Below are 14,664 nucleotides of genomic sequence, written 5' to 3' on the forward strand. Positions count from 1 at the left end.
TTTAACGGTCTCCCATGGCCACGTAGTCGCGCTCGGTGTAACCGGTGTACAGCTGGCGCGGGCGGCCGATCTTGGTGGTCGGGTCGTTGTGCATCTCACGCCAGTGGGCGATCCAGCCGGGAAGCCGGCCCAGTGCGAAGAGCACGGTGAACATGCGCGTCGGGAAGCCCATCGCGCGGTAGATGACGCCGGTGTAGAAGTCGACGTTCGGGTACAGCTTGCGCTCGATGAAGTAGTCGTCGCTGAGCGCGACCTCTTCGAGTCCCTTCGCGATGTCGAGGAGCTCGTCCTCCACACCCAGCGAAGCGAGGATCTGGTCGGCGGTCTCCTTCACGATCGCGGCACGCGGATCGTAATTCTTGTAGACGCGGTGACCGAAGCCCATGAGCTTCACGCCGTCTTCCTTGTTCTTCACCTTGTCCATGAAGGCCTTGGTGTCGCCGCCGGAAGCGCGGATCTCCTCGAGCATCTCCAACACCGCCTGGTTGGCTCCGCCGTGCAGCGGGCCCCAGAGTGCGTTGATGCCGCCCGAGATGGACGTGAACAGGTTGGCCTGCGACGAGCCGACGAGACGCACCGTCGACGTCGAGCAGTTCTGCTCGTGGTCGGCGTGCAGGATAAACAGCATGTCGAGGGCCTTGGCGACGTCGGGGTTCACCTCGTACGGCTCGGCCGGGAAGCCGAACGTCATGCGCAGGAAGTTCTCGACCAGGCTGAACGAGTTGTCCGGGTACAGGAACGGCTGACCCTGCGACTTCTTGTACGCGTACGCGGCGATCGTCGGCAGCTTCGCGAGGAGTCGGATGGTGGCGAGCTCGACCTGCTCGGGATCCTTGGGATCGAGCGAATCCTGGTAGTAGGCGCTCAGCGCGTTGACGGCGCTCGAGACGACGGGCATCGGGTGCGCGTTGCGCGGGAAGCCGTCGAAGAACCGCTTGAGGTCCTCGTGCAGCAACGTGTGGCGCTGGATGCGGTGGGTGAAGTCGTCAAGCTGAGCCGGGGTAGGCAGCTCGCCGTAGATCAACAGGTAGCTGACCTCGATGAACGTCGACTTGCCTGCGAGCTGGTCGATCGGGATACCGCGGTACCGGAGGATGCCCGCATCACCGTCGATGTACGTGATCGACGACTTGGTCGACGCGGTGTTCACGAAGCCACCGTCGAACGTGGTCAGGCCTGTCGTCGACAGGAACGAACCGAGTGCGACCGAGTCGCTGCCCTCCGAAGCCTTAAGAATAGGGAGATCGATCTTTCCACCGGGGTAGGTGAAAGTACCGGTCTGCTGTTCGGCGGCGCCATTCTCCACGGACACGCAAGCCCCTTAGCTATCGCGGGTGAGCAGTTGTTGGGTTACAACCTAGTCGTCCTTCGACCGGGCCGCCCAACGAGGGTGCCCCGGGATCACACGGGTCTACTCACAGGACGGCCTACGACTTTTCTCGTCGCCCGCTCAGCTTACTCACATCCCGATACCGTGACTTCATGCGCGAGTACCCGGCGGGAGACGACGCACTCCTCCTCGACTTCAGTGGGCAAGACTCTCCGGCCCGTGCGGCCGCCCGTGCCGCCGAAGCGTTACGCGCCGCGACGGCCGACGGACGACTCGTGGTCGCCGACGTCGTCGCGGGTGCGGAAACCGTTCTCGTCGAGGCACTTCCCGGTGTCGGCGTGAACGAGCTGGGGGTCCGCCGCGTGGTCCATGACCTGGTTGCCGACCGTTCCTCCGGCCGAGCCGCCGACTCGAATTCCGCCGGCCCGCTCCTCGTGCACACCGTGTACGACGGACCCGACCTCGAGGCTGCGGCGTCGATGGCCGGATGCTCGCCCGACGAACTGGTCCGTGCGCACACAGCGGTGCTCTGGCGAGTCCAGTTCATGGGTTTCGCGCCCGGGTTCGGCTACCTGGTACCCGACGATTCGAGTGACAAATCTGACACCGATCTGCTCGCCGAGATCAGGCGACGCAGCCAGTCCAGGCCCGCGGTCCCCGCTGGATCCGTCGCCGTCGCTGCGGGCTACAGCGCCGTCTATCCGCGCGATAGCCCCGGCGGATGGCATCTCCTCGGGCGGACGAATCGCCGGATGTGGGATTCGAGTGCGGTTCCGCCCGCCGTGCTCGCTGCCGGTTCGACGGTCCGATTCGAGCGAGCAGACCGATGACGGGCCCGCACACCGAGTTCATCGTCGCCTCGACCGGCCCGCTGGCGACGGTGCAGGACCTCGGCAGGCCGGGCCACGCGCACTTGGGCGTTCCGCGGTCGGGGGCGGCGGACCTCGAGTCGTTCGCGCTCGCGAACCGGCTCGTCGGGAACCTCGAGGACGCGGCGTGCGTCGAGGTGACGCTCGGCGGATTCTCCGCGCGGATCCATGGGACGGCTCTCGTCGCGATCGCCGGACCGACGACGGTGGTCCGCGTCGACGGCCACGAGGTCGGTAGCCATTCGGCGATCCCGCTCAAGAACGGTCAGACGCTGTCGGTGACTGCTCCGCGGCGCGGGTGCCGCAACTACGTCGCGGTCCGCGGCGGGTTCGACGTCGCCACCGAACTCGATTCGCGGTCGACGGACACGTTGTCCGGACTGGGTCCCGCCCCGTTGTCGATCGGCGACGAGCTGCCCGTCGGACGCCTGTCGGGCGCCTGGCCCGCGGTGATGCTCGCGCCGCCCGCACCATGCCCGGCGGCGCCCGCCGTCTCACTCACGGTGCGTTTCGGTCCGCGCAACGACCGGCTCGTCGCGCCACAGCTGCTGACCGACGGCGTCTGGGTGGTGAATCCGGCGAGCAACCGGATCGGCGTTCGTTTGGACCGCCCCGGCGACGGCGCCGAGCCCGCGCTCGCGCACCGTGACCTGCCCGAGCTGGCGTCCGAAGGCGTCCCTCTCGGCGGAGTGCAGATCCCGCGGAGCGGTCAGCCCGTCCTGTTCCTCGCCGACCACCCGGTGACCGGTGGATACCCCGTCGTCGCCGTCCTGACCCCAGCCTCCCTGCCCCGTGCTGCACAGTTGGTCGCCGGCGACCGGGTCCGCTTCTCCCTCGGCTGAGCTTCGCTGGTCGAGCTTCCGCCTTCGCTGGTCGAGCGGAGTCGAGGCCCGTCCGACGCTGGTCGAGCGGAGTCGAGGGCCTCACCTACCGCTGGTCGAGATCTCGACTCCGCTCGATCAACGGGGGCGACCGCCGCTCTCACTACCGGCAGCGGCGGGTGCGAGGCAGCGTTGCGGGATCTCGACTCCGCTCGATCAACGGAGTGGAAATCTCGATCAACGGGGCGACTCCGCTCGATCAACGGAGTGGAGGGCTCGATCAACGGGGCGACTCCGCTCGATCAACGGGGTGGAGGGCTCGATCAAGGAGGCGGAGACCATTGCTTTCCTGTTGAGACGAATCTAGAGTTTCGTCTCATGACGGATCTGCTGCCCGACCACGTGACTGAAGCCGAGTCGACGGCGCTGCCGCCGCTCGGTCCCGACTCGGTGACGTGGCGATACTTCGGCGACTGGCGCGGCATGCTGATGGGACTGTGGTCGGGGTCGATGCAGAACATGCATCCGAAGCTGGCGGCAGGCGTGTGGGACCACTCAGACTTCTTCGGGGAACGGTGGGAACGGCTGCTGCGGTCGTTGTATCCGATCTCGGGCGTCGTCTTCGATCAGACGCCGGAGACCGGCCAGCAGGTCCGCGACTACCACCTGACCATCAAGGGCACGATGGACGACGGTCGTCGCTACCACGCGCTCGACCCCGACGTCTTCTACTGGGCGCACGCCACGTTCTGGTTCGGCAACATCCGGTGCGCCGAAGCGTTCGGCCCGCCGATCTCCGAGGCCGACAAGCGCGCCCTGTTCGAGGAATCGAAGAATTGGTATGCGGCCTACGGCATCAGCATGCGGCCGTGCCCGGACACCTACGAGGAGTTCCTCGAGTACTGGGACCACATGTGCCGCCGGGAACTCCGCGACCACGACGCGGTGCGCACCGTCCTCGACATCACGTCCCTGCCCGCTCCGCCGTGGGCGCAGCCGTGGTTGCCGAACTGGGTGTGGAAGCAGCAGGTCACGGTGGTCCAGCGCCTCTTCATGTGGATCACGACGGGTCTGTATGACGAGCCGATCCGCGAGATGATGGGCCTCACCTGGACCGAGACCGACGAGCGACGATTCCGACTGTTCGGCACAGCCGTGAACGCGGCGGTGAACCTACTTCCGGCCCGATACCGTCGCCATCCGCGTGCCCGCGACGCCGACGATCGGGTGTCCGGTCGCGTGCCCGCGGACGCACCGCTGCTCGAGACGCCGACCCGCAACCTGCCGACCGGCGACGAACGCGACAACCCGATCCACTACTGCCCCGTCCACGCAGGCCGGCGCGCCAACCTGCCGTGGCAGGTCGACGAAGTCAACGACTGAGGACCTCAGGGCCGGACGTCGTTCTCCCGCAGTGACACCCGGTAGCGCCAGAATGCGGGGACGGCGAGCGCCGCGACGACGGTCCCGATCACTGTGAGGATGCCGCCGCCCGCGACCGCGGTCGCTGTTCCTGCGACGGCCGCCGCCCCGCCGTGGGCGACGTCGGCGATGCGCGGACCGCCCGCGACGATGACGATGAACACTCCCTGCAGTCGGCCGCGGACGTCGTCGTTGGCCGCCGACTGCAGCATCGTCTGACGGAACGCCGCCGAAGCCATGTCGGCGGCTCCACCGACCATCAGCGCGACGACGACCAGCGGCAGGACCGGAAGCGGCGAACCGTTCGCGAACAGGAGAAGCCCGCCGGAGACGGTGATCGACAGCCCCCATACGAGAATGCACAGAACGACGGCCCGCCCCTGCCGTTCCACCCGGGACACCCAGCCGGACAGCACGCCGCCGACCACAGCGCCGAGCGGGATCGCGATGAACAGCAACGCGAACGCGACGCCGCCGTCGCTCGGGCCACCGAAGTCTTCATGCGCCATCTGGGGAAACAGGGCGCGCGGCATGCCGAAGATCATGGCGATCAGGTCGACGACGAACGACATCAACAGCACCGGCTGAGTCTTCAAATAGACGAGACCGTCGACCACTGACTTGAGGCCCGGAGTCTTCGGCTTCTGCCCCTCGGGCAGTAGCGGCGGGAGCGCGGGCAGCGCAATCACCGCCCACAACGTGGCGAACAGGAAGATCGCGTCCACGAGGTAGAGCATCGAGAAGCCGAGAACGGGGATCAACGCGCCGCCGACCAGCGGGCCGGCGATCGCGCCGGCCTGCATCACCGTCATGTTCAGTGAGTTGGCGGCCGGGAGTTCGTGCTTCTCCAGGATCCGTGGCAGAACCGCGGTGCGCGTCGGTTGGTTGACGGCGAAGAACGCCTGCTGAAGCGAGAAGACGCACAACAGGATCCAGACGTTGTTCCAGTCTGCCGCCGCCTGCACCCAGAACAGGACGCTCGTCGCGATGAGTCCGACCGTCGTCACCATCAGGATGCGGCGACGGTCGAAGGTGTCGGCCAGAGCTCCGCCCCACAGTCCGAAGACGACCAACGGCACGAGGCCGAAGACACCGGTCAGCCCGACGTACGCCGAACTGCCGGTCATCGCGTAGATCTGGGCGGGCACCGCGACGACGGTCAGTTGAGCGCCGATGACGGTGACGATATTGGCCCACCACAGACGGCTGAAGTTCTTGTTCTTCAGCGGAGTGGTGTCGGCGAGTAGTCGCGCCACTACGCTCATGCCGCCATGATTACGGCTGCAGACGCTCGACGCGCCACGAATCGCCTGCTCGCACGGCCCGAATCCGGTTGTGCAACCGGTCGGCGCGTCCCTGCCAGAACTCGACGACGTCGGGAACGATGCGGTAGCCGCCCCAATTCGGCGGCACCGGGACCGGCCCGGCGTCGCCCAGCGACTCGGCGACGCGCGCGGCCTCGGCCTCCAGTGCTTCGCGCGACTCGATCGGGCGCGACTGGTCGGACGCCGACGCCGACACCTGCGACCCGCGCGGACGCGAATTCCAGTAGGCCGCGGTCTCCTCGGCGGACACAGTGACGACGCGACCGCGCACGTGGACCTGCCGTTCCATCGCGATCCACGGGAACGTCGCCGACGCATACGGATTCGCGGCGAGCGCCCGCCCCTTGTCGGAGTCGTACCCGGTGAAGAACACGATCCCGTCGTCGCTGACGCCCTTGCACAGAACCGTGCGGGTCGCCGGCCGACCGTCGGCGTCGACGGTCCCGACGATCATCGCGTTCGGCTCGGCGACGCCCGCATCGACCGCCGCAGCGAGCCACGACTCCAACAGCGCACGCCACGGCGGATCGCCCGTCAGCCACGTGACGTCGAGGTTCGCCGCGACCCCGTCACGTCCTGTCGCGTCGTCCGCGCCGTAACCGACCCGCATGTTCTGCAATTCGACCTGCCCGTTCACGAGAACCGATGATATTCCTGGACGCTACTACGACGGCGGTCGGCGCATCCCCGCGTCGTCGGCGAGTCCGGAATCGGACGACCGACCCACGCGCGATCGCAAGGCACACTCACCGCATGGCGAAATACGAACGAGTCTTCCGCGGCGACTTCGACGCCGTCGTCCGCATCGTCCACGACGGCGTGCTGGCAGCGAGTTCATCGGCGTCGTACGAGGACGGCTCGGCCATCGAACCCGCCGGCACCGACGTGCGGTGCGCTGTCCGCGTCTACGAGCGGTACAGCGCGTTCGGCGGCAACCGGGTCGCGATGAACGTGACGATCCTCGGCGTCGGTCCTCGGATCTTCGTCTCGGCGATCGCCGCGGGCGGAAGCCAGGCGGTGATGTGGAAGGTCAACACCGTCGGCGAGGAGAACTTCCTGGACACGCTCGTCGCGGTGGTCGAACCGCTCGCCCAGGCCGCCCCCGACACGGCGATGTGAACCCACTGATCTGTTCTGTTCATAGCGGGGTCGTCGGATGCTCATCGATCCGAATCGGTTCGGACCGGGCAGTCGTTCTACCATGCTCATCATGACCGAGAACGCCGCGATCACCATTCCCGCCGACCTCCTCCCCTCCGACGGCCGCTTCGGCTGCGGACCCTCGAAGGTCCGCCCCGAACAGTTGCAGTCCCTGGTCGACACGGGCGCGTCGGTGTTCGGCACCAGCCACCGTCAGGCGCCCGTCAAGAACGTCGTCGGCGCCGTCCGCAGCGGACTGACCGACTTGTTCTCGCTGCCCGACGGCTACGAGGTCGTCATCTCCAACGGCGGAACCACCGCATTCTGGGACGCCGCCGCCTTCGGCCTGGTGCGCGAACGCGCCCTCAACCTGACCTACGGCGAGTTCTCGTCCAAGTTCGCGACCGTCACCAAGAAGGCCCCGTTCCTGGCCGACCCGAAGGTCATCTCGACCGATCCGGGCACCGCTCCCGACCCGGCTGCCATCACCGCGGCCGACGTCGAGGGCGTCGACCTCATCGGCTGGGCCCAGAACGAGACGTCGACCGGCGTCGCCGTTCCGGTCCTGCGCCCCGAGGCTGCAGGCGACGCTCTGGTCGCCATCGACGCGACCTCCGGCGCGGGCGGCCTGCCCGTCGACATCGCGCAGACCGACGTGTACTACTTCGCTCCGCAGAAGTCGTTCGCGTCCGACGGCGGCCTGTGGGTCGCGATCATGAGCCCGGCAGCCCTCGCGCGCGTCGAGGAGATCAAGGAGTCGGGCCGCTGGTGCCCCGAGTTCCTGTCTCTCCCGACCGCGGTCGACAACAGTGCGAAGAACCAGACCTACAACACGCCTGCCGTCGGCTCGCTGCTGATGTTCGCGAACCAGATCGAGTGGATGAACGCCAACGGCGGACTGGACTTCTGCACCGGCCGCACCGCCGAGTCGAGCAACATCCTCTACTCGTGGGCGCAGGCCAGCGAGTACGCGTCGCCGTTCGCGGACGAAGCGCACCGCAGCCCGGTGGTCGGCACCATCGACTTCGCCGACTCGGTGGACGCGGCAGCCGTGGCGAAGACCCTCCGCGCCAACGGCGTCGTCGACACCGAGCCGTACCGCAAGCTCGGCCGCAACCAGTTGCGCATCGGCATGTTCCCCGCGATCGATCCGTCGGACGTGCAGAAGCTGACCGAATGCATCGACCACGTGGTCGGCAAGCTCTGACCTCACGACCCGAACACGCAGGTAGGTGAGGGACACGCGGACCAGTCCGCGTGTCCCTCACCTCTCCGGCGACTCAGTGTTTTACGCTGGAGAGTGATATCCGCGTACGTGGGACGCAGAGGAGGATCGATCGAGTGCGAAAGCTGAAGGCGCAACGCGTCGATCCTGACGGGGCGGTGATCTGCATCGACACCGAGTCCGGCGAAGAGTTCGCATTGACCGTCGACGACACGTTGCGCAACGCCCTCTCTCCAGCCGTACCGACGCCCGAGGTTCCGACAGAACCTGGAATCATGTTGAGTCCCAGAGAGATCCAAGCTCGAGTCCGAGCCGGAGCGACCGTCGACGAGCTCGCCGAGGTCACCGGGGAACGTCCCGAGAAGATCTACCGCTTCGCCCACCCCGTCCTGTTGGAGCGCTCACGCGCCGCCGAACTGGCGCGTGCGTCGCACCCGGCAGGCATCGACGGCCCCAGCCTGAACACGCTCGGCGAACTCGTCGCCGAATGCATCACCCTGCGCGGCAACTCGGCCGCAGACGCGTCATGGGACGCGTGGCGGCCCGAGGACGGCCGATGGGTGGTCCAGGTCGGGTGGCCGAGCAACGGCAACGACGAGTTCGCACACTGGCGGTACACACCTGGATCCCACGGCGGAATCACCGAGCCGTTGGACGACCTCGCGGTGGAACTGACCGAGCCCGAATTGGCGCGTTCGTCACGTCGCACCGTGATGTCCGTCGTCCCGGAGGCTCCCGAGCCGCCGCAGCACGAAGTCCTCCCGGACGGCCACGAACACGTCACAGTCAATGCAGACCGCATCATGGAACAGCAGTCGTCTCCGCTGGAATTGGAGTTCGACGACACCCCGTCCGCACAGCCGAGCGGCGGGGAAAAACAACACGGGCAGGGACCCCGGCATCGCAGCGGCAAGCGTGCGACACCGACCGTCCCGGCCTGGGAGGACGTCCTGCTGGGCGTTCGGAGCCACCCCGGAGAGTAAGTGTTCGCCCACACCACGACATTGTGGTTCGTCGCCTGCCCGGATCCCGCCGAACAACTTCGACGCGGATCCGTCGCTGACCCGAACCGGACCGACGACCTCATGCGCCGCGCCTACGTCGGCGACGTACCGTCCGCGACCGCCGTCGCCGACTTGTCGACGCTGCCCGACGCCGACGACGACACCGTGTTCGCCGCGCATTTCGGCGATGTAGCAGTCCTCGCCGGTCGGTCGTTGGCGACGGTGTCGCCCGAAGAGATCACCGAGTTCGTCACGGCTCTCGCGCCGGGTTGGACGGTGCTGCTCCTGTCGTTGAACCCGGAGACCAACACCGGAGTGTTCGCGCGGTGGGAGAACGGACGGCTGCAGCGCGCGTTCGCGGCGTCACCCGACACGATCCACGCCGACCACGGCGTCCCGTTCGGCTTCGAGAGCCCGTTCTGGGCCGGCGAACGACCGCTCCAGTACCTGCCGGGCGCCGAACCCGACCCGCTCGATCTGCCGTTCCATCCCGCCGAACTCGCGGAGGAGGCGAACCGCCAGTGGATCGGCTTCCGGTTCACCCCGCCGCCCGGCGACGGCGACACTGAGCCGTCGCGAATCCCCGTGTACGCGTATCGAATCCTGTCCGAGGGGGCGACGGCGACGCCGGCGTCACAGGTGAAGCCTGAGCCGCGGACCGATCGGGTGCCGACGCCCGGACCGCTGCCGGTCGACACGCCGGCGGCGAACGGGGCACCGGCTGACGAGGAGACGGCAGACGAGGAGCTGACGATGCCGATCGCCGTCACATCCCCACCCGACGCCGAGCGCGAGAGGGTGCCCCGGGCTCCCGGACCGATCTCCCGCTATTTCGGATTCCGCGGGCGCCTGTAGAACGCGGCCCGTACCGCTGACTAGCGGCTCAACGCCTCGTAGAACGCGACGGCAGCTGCCGTGGCGACGTTCAGCGAGTCGGTGCCGCGGCTCATCGGTATGTGCGCGCGGACGTCGCACGACCGCATCGTGTGCTCCTTGAGCCCGGGACCTTCGGCGCCGACGAGGAACGCCAGCTTGTCGGCTTGGACTGCCTTCCGCAACGGCACGCTTCCCTCGCTAGGAGTCAGGGCGATCGTCTGAAACCGGTTCTCGCGCAGGAATTCCAGGTCGCCCGGCCAGTCCTCCGACTTAGCGAACGGCACCAGCAACGCGTGTCCCATCGAGACGCGAACACAGCGGCGATAGAGGGGATCGGCGCAGCCGGTCCCGAAGATCACCGCGTCGACGCCGAGACCCGCCGCGTTGCGGAAGACGCTGCCGATGTTCTCGTGGTCGTTGACGCCCTCCAGGACGGCGACGGTCCGGGCCGACTCGATCACCGACGGCACGGTCAACGTCTCCGGTCGGCGTGCGGCCGCCAGCACTCCTCGATTGAGGTGGAAGCCGATCACCTCGGCCATCACTTCTTTCGACGCCCGGTAGAAGGGGACGCCGCCGACGCCTTCGACGACACCGTGTTCCAGAGCCGTGTCCGACAACTCCTCCAGGCGACGGTCCACCCCGAAGAGTGCGTGTGGGGCGAAGCGCGAGGCGATCATCCGTCGGACGACGAGGCCGCCTTCAGCGATCACCAACGCCTTGCCGATGCTTCCACCGGGCAGCGCGGGCAGATCGGGGCGGCGGTCCACGGAGTTGAGGTCCCGGAAGTCGTCGACGCGTTCGTCGGACGGATCAGTGATGTCGATGACCTCGACGGTTAGCGGCTGGTTCACCTTCAATACGGTGGCACACCCTAACCGTCAGACCCAAAATGGCAGAGTGGACACCGTGGACACGCTGAGGATGACCCATGCGAGCGACGCCGACTGGCCAGAGATCATCGATCTGGACGCCAGGGCGTTCGCCCTGCCGAGCCCGCTCCCCCGCGACGAGATCACGGAGTTCCGCGCCAAAGTCCCCGATGAGGCGACCTACCTGATCCGCGACGCCGGGACTGTCCCTGGGTCGTCGACGATCGTGGGTTTCTCCCTCTATTACGACCTGCCGTTGACGCTGCCGGGCGGCGCTGTCGCGTCGGCCGCCGGACTGTCGTGGGTGTCGGTGTCGGCGACGCACCGCCGCCGCGGCCTCCTTCGTCGGATGATCGACGCCCAGTTCGACGACTGGCGCGCGCGCGGACATCCGCTGGCGATCCTGACGGCCACCGAAGGCACCATCTACGAGCGCTTCGGGTTCGGCCCCGCGGCGTACGCGCACCGCGTTCACGTAGCTCCCGCTGCGGCGAGTTTCCGGACGACCGCCCCCGACGACTCCCGAGTGCGATACGGCACTCCCGAGGAAGTCGAAGAGCATGTCCCCGCCGTCCACGCGCGATGGGCGGCCGCTCGCTCGGGAGCCATCGGGCGCCCCGAGGCGTGGTGGCCGTCGCTACTGGCCGATCGCAGCTTCCGCCGTAACTCTCAGACGTCGGGACTGCATTACCTGCTGCACCCGGACGGCTACGCCGCGTACCGGATCGACGCCCGCGACCGGACCGCCCTCGTCGACGACCTCGTCGCCGTGACTCCGCAGGCGCACGACGACCTGTGGCGGGTCCTGACCAGCCTGGACCTGATCTCGTCGGTTCACGCGTCGATCCCCGTCGACGATCCGCTCCCCCACCTGCTCACCGATGCGCGCGCCGCGTCGTTCCAGGCCCGTCCGGACACGCTGTGGCTGTCGATCCTCGATGTGGTCGACGCGCTGCAGCTGCGGCGGTACTCGGAGGGAGGCACGATCGTCCTCGACGTGGCCGACGACTACTCCGACCGCGGCGGCCGCTACAAGCTGTCCGTCGTCGACGGGCGAGCCACGGTGTCCCGTACGGATGCCGTGCCTAGTGTGAGCATGGACATCTCGGTGCTCTCGAGTCTCTACCTCGGCGGCGTCCCGGCACGCGGATTCTCCGAAGCGGGACGGATCCACGTCGACTCCGCCGACTCCCTCACCCAGCTGGCCCGCATGTTCGACGTCGAACACGCCCCCTTCGCCGGCACGTTCTTCTAGGGCCTCGCCTCTAACCCTCTCGTTGGTGTCAGTGGGTGACACCGATGGGAGGGTTAAGCGATTCGGGGGTCTCGACTGCGCTCGACCAGCGGGAAGTTCGGGGGGTCTCGACTTCGCTCGACCGGCGGACAGGCTCGACCGGCGGGCAGAAGGCAGCGCGCTACGAGTTGATCAGGTTCTCGATGGGGCCGCGAGCGAAGTAGACGATGAAGAGGGCCGCGACGATCCAGAGCAGCGGGTGGATCTTCCTGATGTCGCCGCGCGCGGTCTGCATGACCACCCACGCGATGAAGCCGACGCCGAGGCCGTTCGCGATCGAGTACGTGAACGGCATGACGACGATCGTGAGGAACGCGGGCAGCGCGTAGTCGAAGCGACTGAAGTCGATCTCCCGCACCTGCCCCATCATCAGCGCGCCGACCACGATGAGCGCGGGCGCGACGGCCTCCATCGGAACGATCGTGTACAGCGGCGTGAAGAACATCGCGGCCAGGAACAGCACACCGCTCACCACGTTCGCCAGACCGGTCCGCGCGCCTTCGGCGATGCCCGACGACGACTCGACGAACACCGTGTTCGACGACGACGACGCCGCGCCGCCTGCGACGGCTCCGACGCCCTCGACGGCCAGCGCCTTGCCGATGCCCGGCAGGTTGCCGTCCTTGTCGGTGAGTCCGGCCTCCTTGCCGAGACCGGTCATCGTGCCCATCGCGTCGAAGAAGTTCGACAGCACCAGCGTGAACAGGAAGATGCACGCGATCAGGATGCTGACGTGCTCGAACGCTCCGGTGAACGCACCGAACAGGTCGACGTCGCCCACCAGCGACAGGTCGGGCAGGCCGCCGATGCCGTCGGGCATCCCCGGCACGTTCATCGCCCAGCCGCCCTGATCGCCGGACTTCAGGTCGAGGACGGCCTCGACGATGATCGACACGACGGTCATGATCACGATGCCGAGGAGCAGACCGCCGGGCACCTTCCGCACCACGAGGACGCCCATCACGAGGACGCCGATGCAGAACAGCATGGTCGGGACGGTCGCGATCGAGCCGTCGGAACCGAGTTGGACGGGCGGACCGTTCTCGACGCCGTGGGTGACGAACCCGGCGTTGGCGAGACCGACGAGGGCGATGAAGGCGCCGATGCCCGCCGCGATCGCCGCCTTCAACTCGTTGGGGACCGCGTTGAACACCGCGGTGCGCACTCCGGTCAGTCCGAGGACGACGATCACGATGCCGTTGAGCACCACCAGGCCCATCGCTGCGGGCCAGCTCATCTGCGGAGCGATCGTCACCGCGAGCAGGCTGTTGATGCCCAGTCCGGCCGCGAAGGCGAACGGGAAGTTCGCGATCAAGCCGAACAGCACCGACATGACACCTGCGACGAGAGCCGTCACCGCCGTCACCTGGGTGGGGTTCAGTGCATGCCCGAAGGCGTCGACGTTGGTGTCGGTCGCGGCGTCGCCGCCGATGATGATCGGATTCAAGACCACGATGTAGGCCATCGCGAAGAACGTGACGAGTCCGCCGCGCATCTCCCGCGCAATCGTCGACCCGCGTTCGGAGATCTTGAAGTAGCGGTCCAACACTCCGCTCGGCTTTCCAGCGGGATCGGTCATCGGTTCACCCTTCGCACATGGATGCTCGGTACGTTCGACGCGCGATCAACGCGCCACGGGAAAAAGCTACCCTGAAGTCATGAGTGATGAGACACCGATCCCGGAGCTGCCCGTACGACTCCGCGCTCCGGAACCGGTGATCGTCGTGGGAATGCTCGCCTGGCTGGTCGCGACGATCGTCGTGTGGGCTGCCGATCTGGGCGGCGACCGAGCGTTGACGGTGTGCTGGGTCGGCCTCGCGGTCGGCGTCGCCGGAACGATATTGGTGACCGTCCAGAGGACCGCCGTCCGGCGCGGTTCGCGCGGCGCTCAGGAAGGGCTCGACTGAGTCTTTCCGCGTCGTTGCGCAGCGCGTGCCGCCTGCCTGCGTCGTGACATCTGCACGTGCGCGGCCACGCACAACGCGATCCAGATGCAGCCGAACAGCCAGCCGAACAGCACGTCGCTGAACCAGTGGACGCCCAGATAGATGCGGCTGAACCCGATGAGCCCCACCAGGATCGGCCCGGCCGACAGCCACAGCACACGTTCGCGGACCTGCGGGTACAGCCGGTGCAGGATGATCACCGTCAGCCCGTAGACGACGACGCTGAGCATCGCGTGGCCGGACGGGAACGAATACCCGCCGATGTCGATCAGCCGGTCTTCGACGGGCGGTCGGTCGCGGGCGAAGGAGACCTTGAGCAGCGCCATCAGCGCCCACCCGACCAACGATCCGGCGACGATCACGGCCGCGAAGTCGATGCGCCCAGCCATCCACGCGAGCACGGCGACGCCGATCACGACGAGGGTCAACGTGAGCGTGTCACCCCACACGGTGATGAACTGCATGAACGACGTCCACGGCTCGCCACGGTGCGTCATGACCCAGTCGGTCACGGTGTGATCGGTGCTGAACGGCTGCATC

At 67.5% G+C, this 14,664-nt stretch carries 15 protein-coding genes; 9 read left to right on the top strand and 6 right to left on the bottom strand.

Annotation, left to right across the window (positions count from 1 at the left end; translation table 11 throughout):
• Position 1: 1 nt before the first annotated feature.
• Positions 2-1,312, bottom strand: a complete 1,311-nt coding sequence (locus L5G32_RS01040) for a citrate synthase (RefSeq protein WP_237009155.1) — start codon at positions 1,310-1,312, stop codon at positions 2-4.
• Between the two features lie 170 nt (positions 1,313-1,482).
• Here L5G32_RS01040 and L5G32_RS01045 point away from each other — a divergent pair, with 170 nt between their 5' ends.
• The 3 genes from L5G32_RS01045 to L5G32_RS01055 all read left to right on the top strand — a co-directional run bounded on the left by L5G32_RS01045 (position 1,483) and on the right by L5G32_RS01055 (position 4,403).
• Positions 1,483-2,160, top strand: coding sequence for a 5-oxoprolinase subunit B family protein (locus L5G32_RS01045; protein WP_237009156.1), 678 nt, complete (start codon positions 1,483-1,485; stop codon positions 2,158-2,160).
• The gene (locus L5G32_RS01050) at positions 2,157-3,041 is read left to right on the top strand and encodes a 5-oxoprolinase subunit C family protein (protein ID WP_237009157.1); all 885 of its coding nucleotides are present in this window, start codon (positions 2,157-2,159) and stop codon (positions 3,039-3,041) included. Before L5G32_RS01045 ends, L5G32_RS01050 begins: the two co-directional genes overlap by 4 nt.
• Positions 3,042-3,398: 357 nt before the next feature.
• Positions 3,399-4,403 (top strand): oxygenase MpaB family protein, encoded by a 1,005-nt coding sequence (locus L5G32_RS01055; protein WP_237009158.1) that lies wholly within the window; start codon positions 3,399-3,401, stop codon positions 4,401-4,403.
• 5 nt (positions 4,404-4,408) lie between these two features.
• On the opposite strand, the gene L5G32_RS01060 is transcribed toward L5G32_RS01055, so the two are convergent.
• Complete coding sequence (locus L5G32_RS01060; protein WP_237009611.1) at positions 4,409-5,698, bottom strand: MFS transporter; 1,290 nt, start codon at positions 5,696-5,698, stop codon at positions 4,409-4,411.
• 19 nt (positions 5,699-5,717) lie between these two features.
• Complete coding sequence (pdxH, locus tag L5G32_RS01065; RefSeq protein ID WP_237009612.1) at positions 5,718-6,377, bottom strand: pyridoxamine 5'-phosphate oxidase; 660 nt, start codon at positions 6,375-6,377, stop codon at positions 5,718-5,720.
• Between the two features lie 143 nt (positions 6,378-6,520).
• Between pdxH and L5G32_RS01070 the strand changes: the two genes are divergently transcribed.
• From L5G32_RS01070 to L5G32_RS01085, 4 genes are all read left to right on the top strand, one after another.
• Positions 6,521-6,886: a DUF6054 family protein gene (locus L5G32_RS01070; RefSeq protein ID WP_237009159.1), complete on the top strand. Its 366-nt coding sequence runs from the start codon at positions 6,521-6,523 to the stop codon at positions 6,884-6,886.
• A 91-nt stretch (positions 6,887-6,977) separates the two neighbouring features.
• The gene (gene serC / locus L5G32_RS01075; RefSeq protein ID WP_237009160.1) at positions 6,978-8,114 is read left to right on the top strand and encodes a phosphoserine transaminase; all 1,137 of its coding nucleotides are present in this window, start codon (positions 6,978-6,980) and stop codon (positions 8,112-8,114) included.
• A gap of 134 nt (positions 8,115-8,248) precedes the next feature.
• Positions 8,249-9,115, top strand: coding sequence for a septation protein SepH (sepH, locus tag L5G32_RS01080; RefSeq protein ID WP_237009161.1), 867 nt, complete (start codon positions 8,249-8,251; stop codon positions 9,113-9,115).
• Positions 9,116-9,991, top strand: a complete 876-nt coding sequence (locus L5G32_RS01085; protein WP_237009162.1) for a DUF6928 family protein — start codon at positions 9,116-9,118, stop codon at positions 9,989-9,991. It begins immediately after the preceding gene.
• Positions 9,992-10,011: 20 nt separating this feature from the next.
• Here L5G32_RS01085 and L5G32_RS01090 read toward each other — a convergent pair whose 3' ends face one another.
• Positions 10,012-10,866: a TrmH family RNA methyltransferase gene (locus L5G32_RS01090; protein WP_237009163.1), complete on the bottom strand. Its 855-nt coding sequence runs from the start codon at positions 10,864-10,866 to the stop codon at positions 10,012-10,014.
• Positions 10,867-10,936: 70 nt separating this feature from the next.
• On the opposite strand from L5G32_RS01090, the gene L5G32_RS01095 reads away from it, so the two are divergent.
• Complete coding sequence (locus tag L5G32_RS01095; protein ID WP_237009613.1) at positions 10,937-12,139, top strand: GNAT family N-acetyltransferase; 1,203 nt, start codon at positions 10,937-10,939, stop codon at positions 12,137-12,139.
• Between the two features lie 160 nt (positions 12,140-12,299).
• Here L5G32_RS01095 and L5G32_RS01100 read toward each other — a convergent pair whose 3' ends face one another.
• On the bottom strand, positions 12,300-13,757 hold the full coding sequence (locus tag L5G32_RS01100; protein WP_237009164.1) for an NCS2 family permease: 1,458 nt from the start codon (positions 13,755-13,757) through the stop codon (positions 12,300-12,302).
• A 79-nt stretch (positions 13,758-13,836) separates the two neighbouring features.
• On the opposite strand from L5G32_RS01100, the gene L5G32_RS01105 reads away from it, so the two are divergent.
• On the top strand, positions 13,837-14,085 hold the full coding sequence (locus L5G32_RS01105) for a DUF2530 domain-containing protein (protein WP_237009165.1): 249 nt from the start codon (positions 13,837-13,839) through the stop codon (positions 14,083-14,085).
• On the opposite strand, the gene L5G32_RS01110 is transcribed toward L5G32_RS01105, so the two are convergent.
• Positions 14,067-14,663 carry a phosphatase PAP2 family protein gene (locus L5G32_RS01110; RefSeq protein WP_237009166.1) on the bottom strand — a complete coding sequence of 199 codons (597 nt, stop codon included), beginning with the start codon at positions 14,661-14,663 and terminating at the stop codon, positions 14,067-14,069. The genes L5G32_RS01105 and L5G32_RS01110 overlap by 19 nt on opposite strands.
• Position 14,664 lies beyond the last annotated feature (1 nt).

The sequence above is a fragment of the Gordonia zhenghanii genome (assembly GCF_021738965.1).
Classification (GTDB): Bacteria; Actinomycetota; Actinomycetes; order Mycobacteriales; family Mycobacteriaceae; genus Gordonia; species Gordonia zhenghanii.

Excerpts from the sequence above, each read along its gene's own strand:
- L5G32_RS01110 (WP_237009166.1), bottom strand. The coding sequence starts at position 14,663 with ATGCAGCCGTTCAGCACCGATCACACCGTGACCGACTGGGTCATGACG.
- L5G32_RS01055 (WP_237009158.1), top strand. The coding sequence starts at position 3,399 with ATGACGGATCTGCTGCCCGACCACGTGACTGAAGCCGAGTCGACGGCG.
- pdxH (WP_237009612.1), bottom strand. The coding sequence starts at position 6,377 with ATGCGGGTCGGTTACGGCGCGGACGACGCGACAGGACGTGACGGGGTC.
- L5G32_RS01050 (WP_237009157.1), top strand. The coding sequence starts at position 2,157 with ATGACGGGCCCGCACACCGAGTTCATCGTCGCCTCGACCGGCCCGCTG.
- L5G32_RS01100 (WP_237009164.1), bottom strand. The coding sequence starts at position 13,757 with ATGACCGATCCCGCTGGAAAGCCGAGCGGAGTGTTGGACCGCTACTTC.
- L5G32_RS01105 (WP_237009165.1), top strand. The coding sequence starts at position 13,837 with ATGAGTGATGAGACACCGATCCCGGAGCTGCCCGTACGACTCCGCGCT.
- L5G32_RS01095 (WP_237009613.1), top strand. The coding sequence starts at position 10,937 with ATGACCCATGCGAGCGACGCCGACTGGCCAGAGATCATCGATCTGGAC.
- serC (WP_237009160.1), top strand. The coding sequence starts at position 6,978 with ATGACCGAGAACGCCGCGATCACCATTCCCGCCGACCTCCTCCCCTCC.
- L5G32_RS01070 (WP_237009159.1), top strand. The coding sequence starts at position 6,521 with ATGGCGAAATACGAACGAGTCTTCCGCGGCGACTTCGACGCCGTCGTC.
- L5G32_RS01045 (WP_237009156.1), top strand. The coding sequence starts at position 1,483 with ATGCGCGAGTACCCGGCGGGAGACGACGCACTCCTCCTCGACTTCAGT.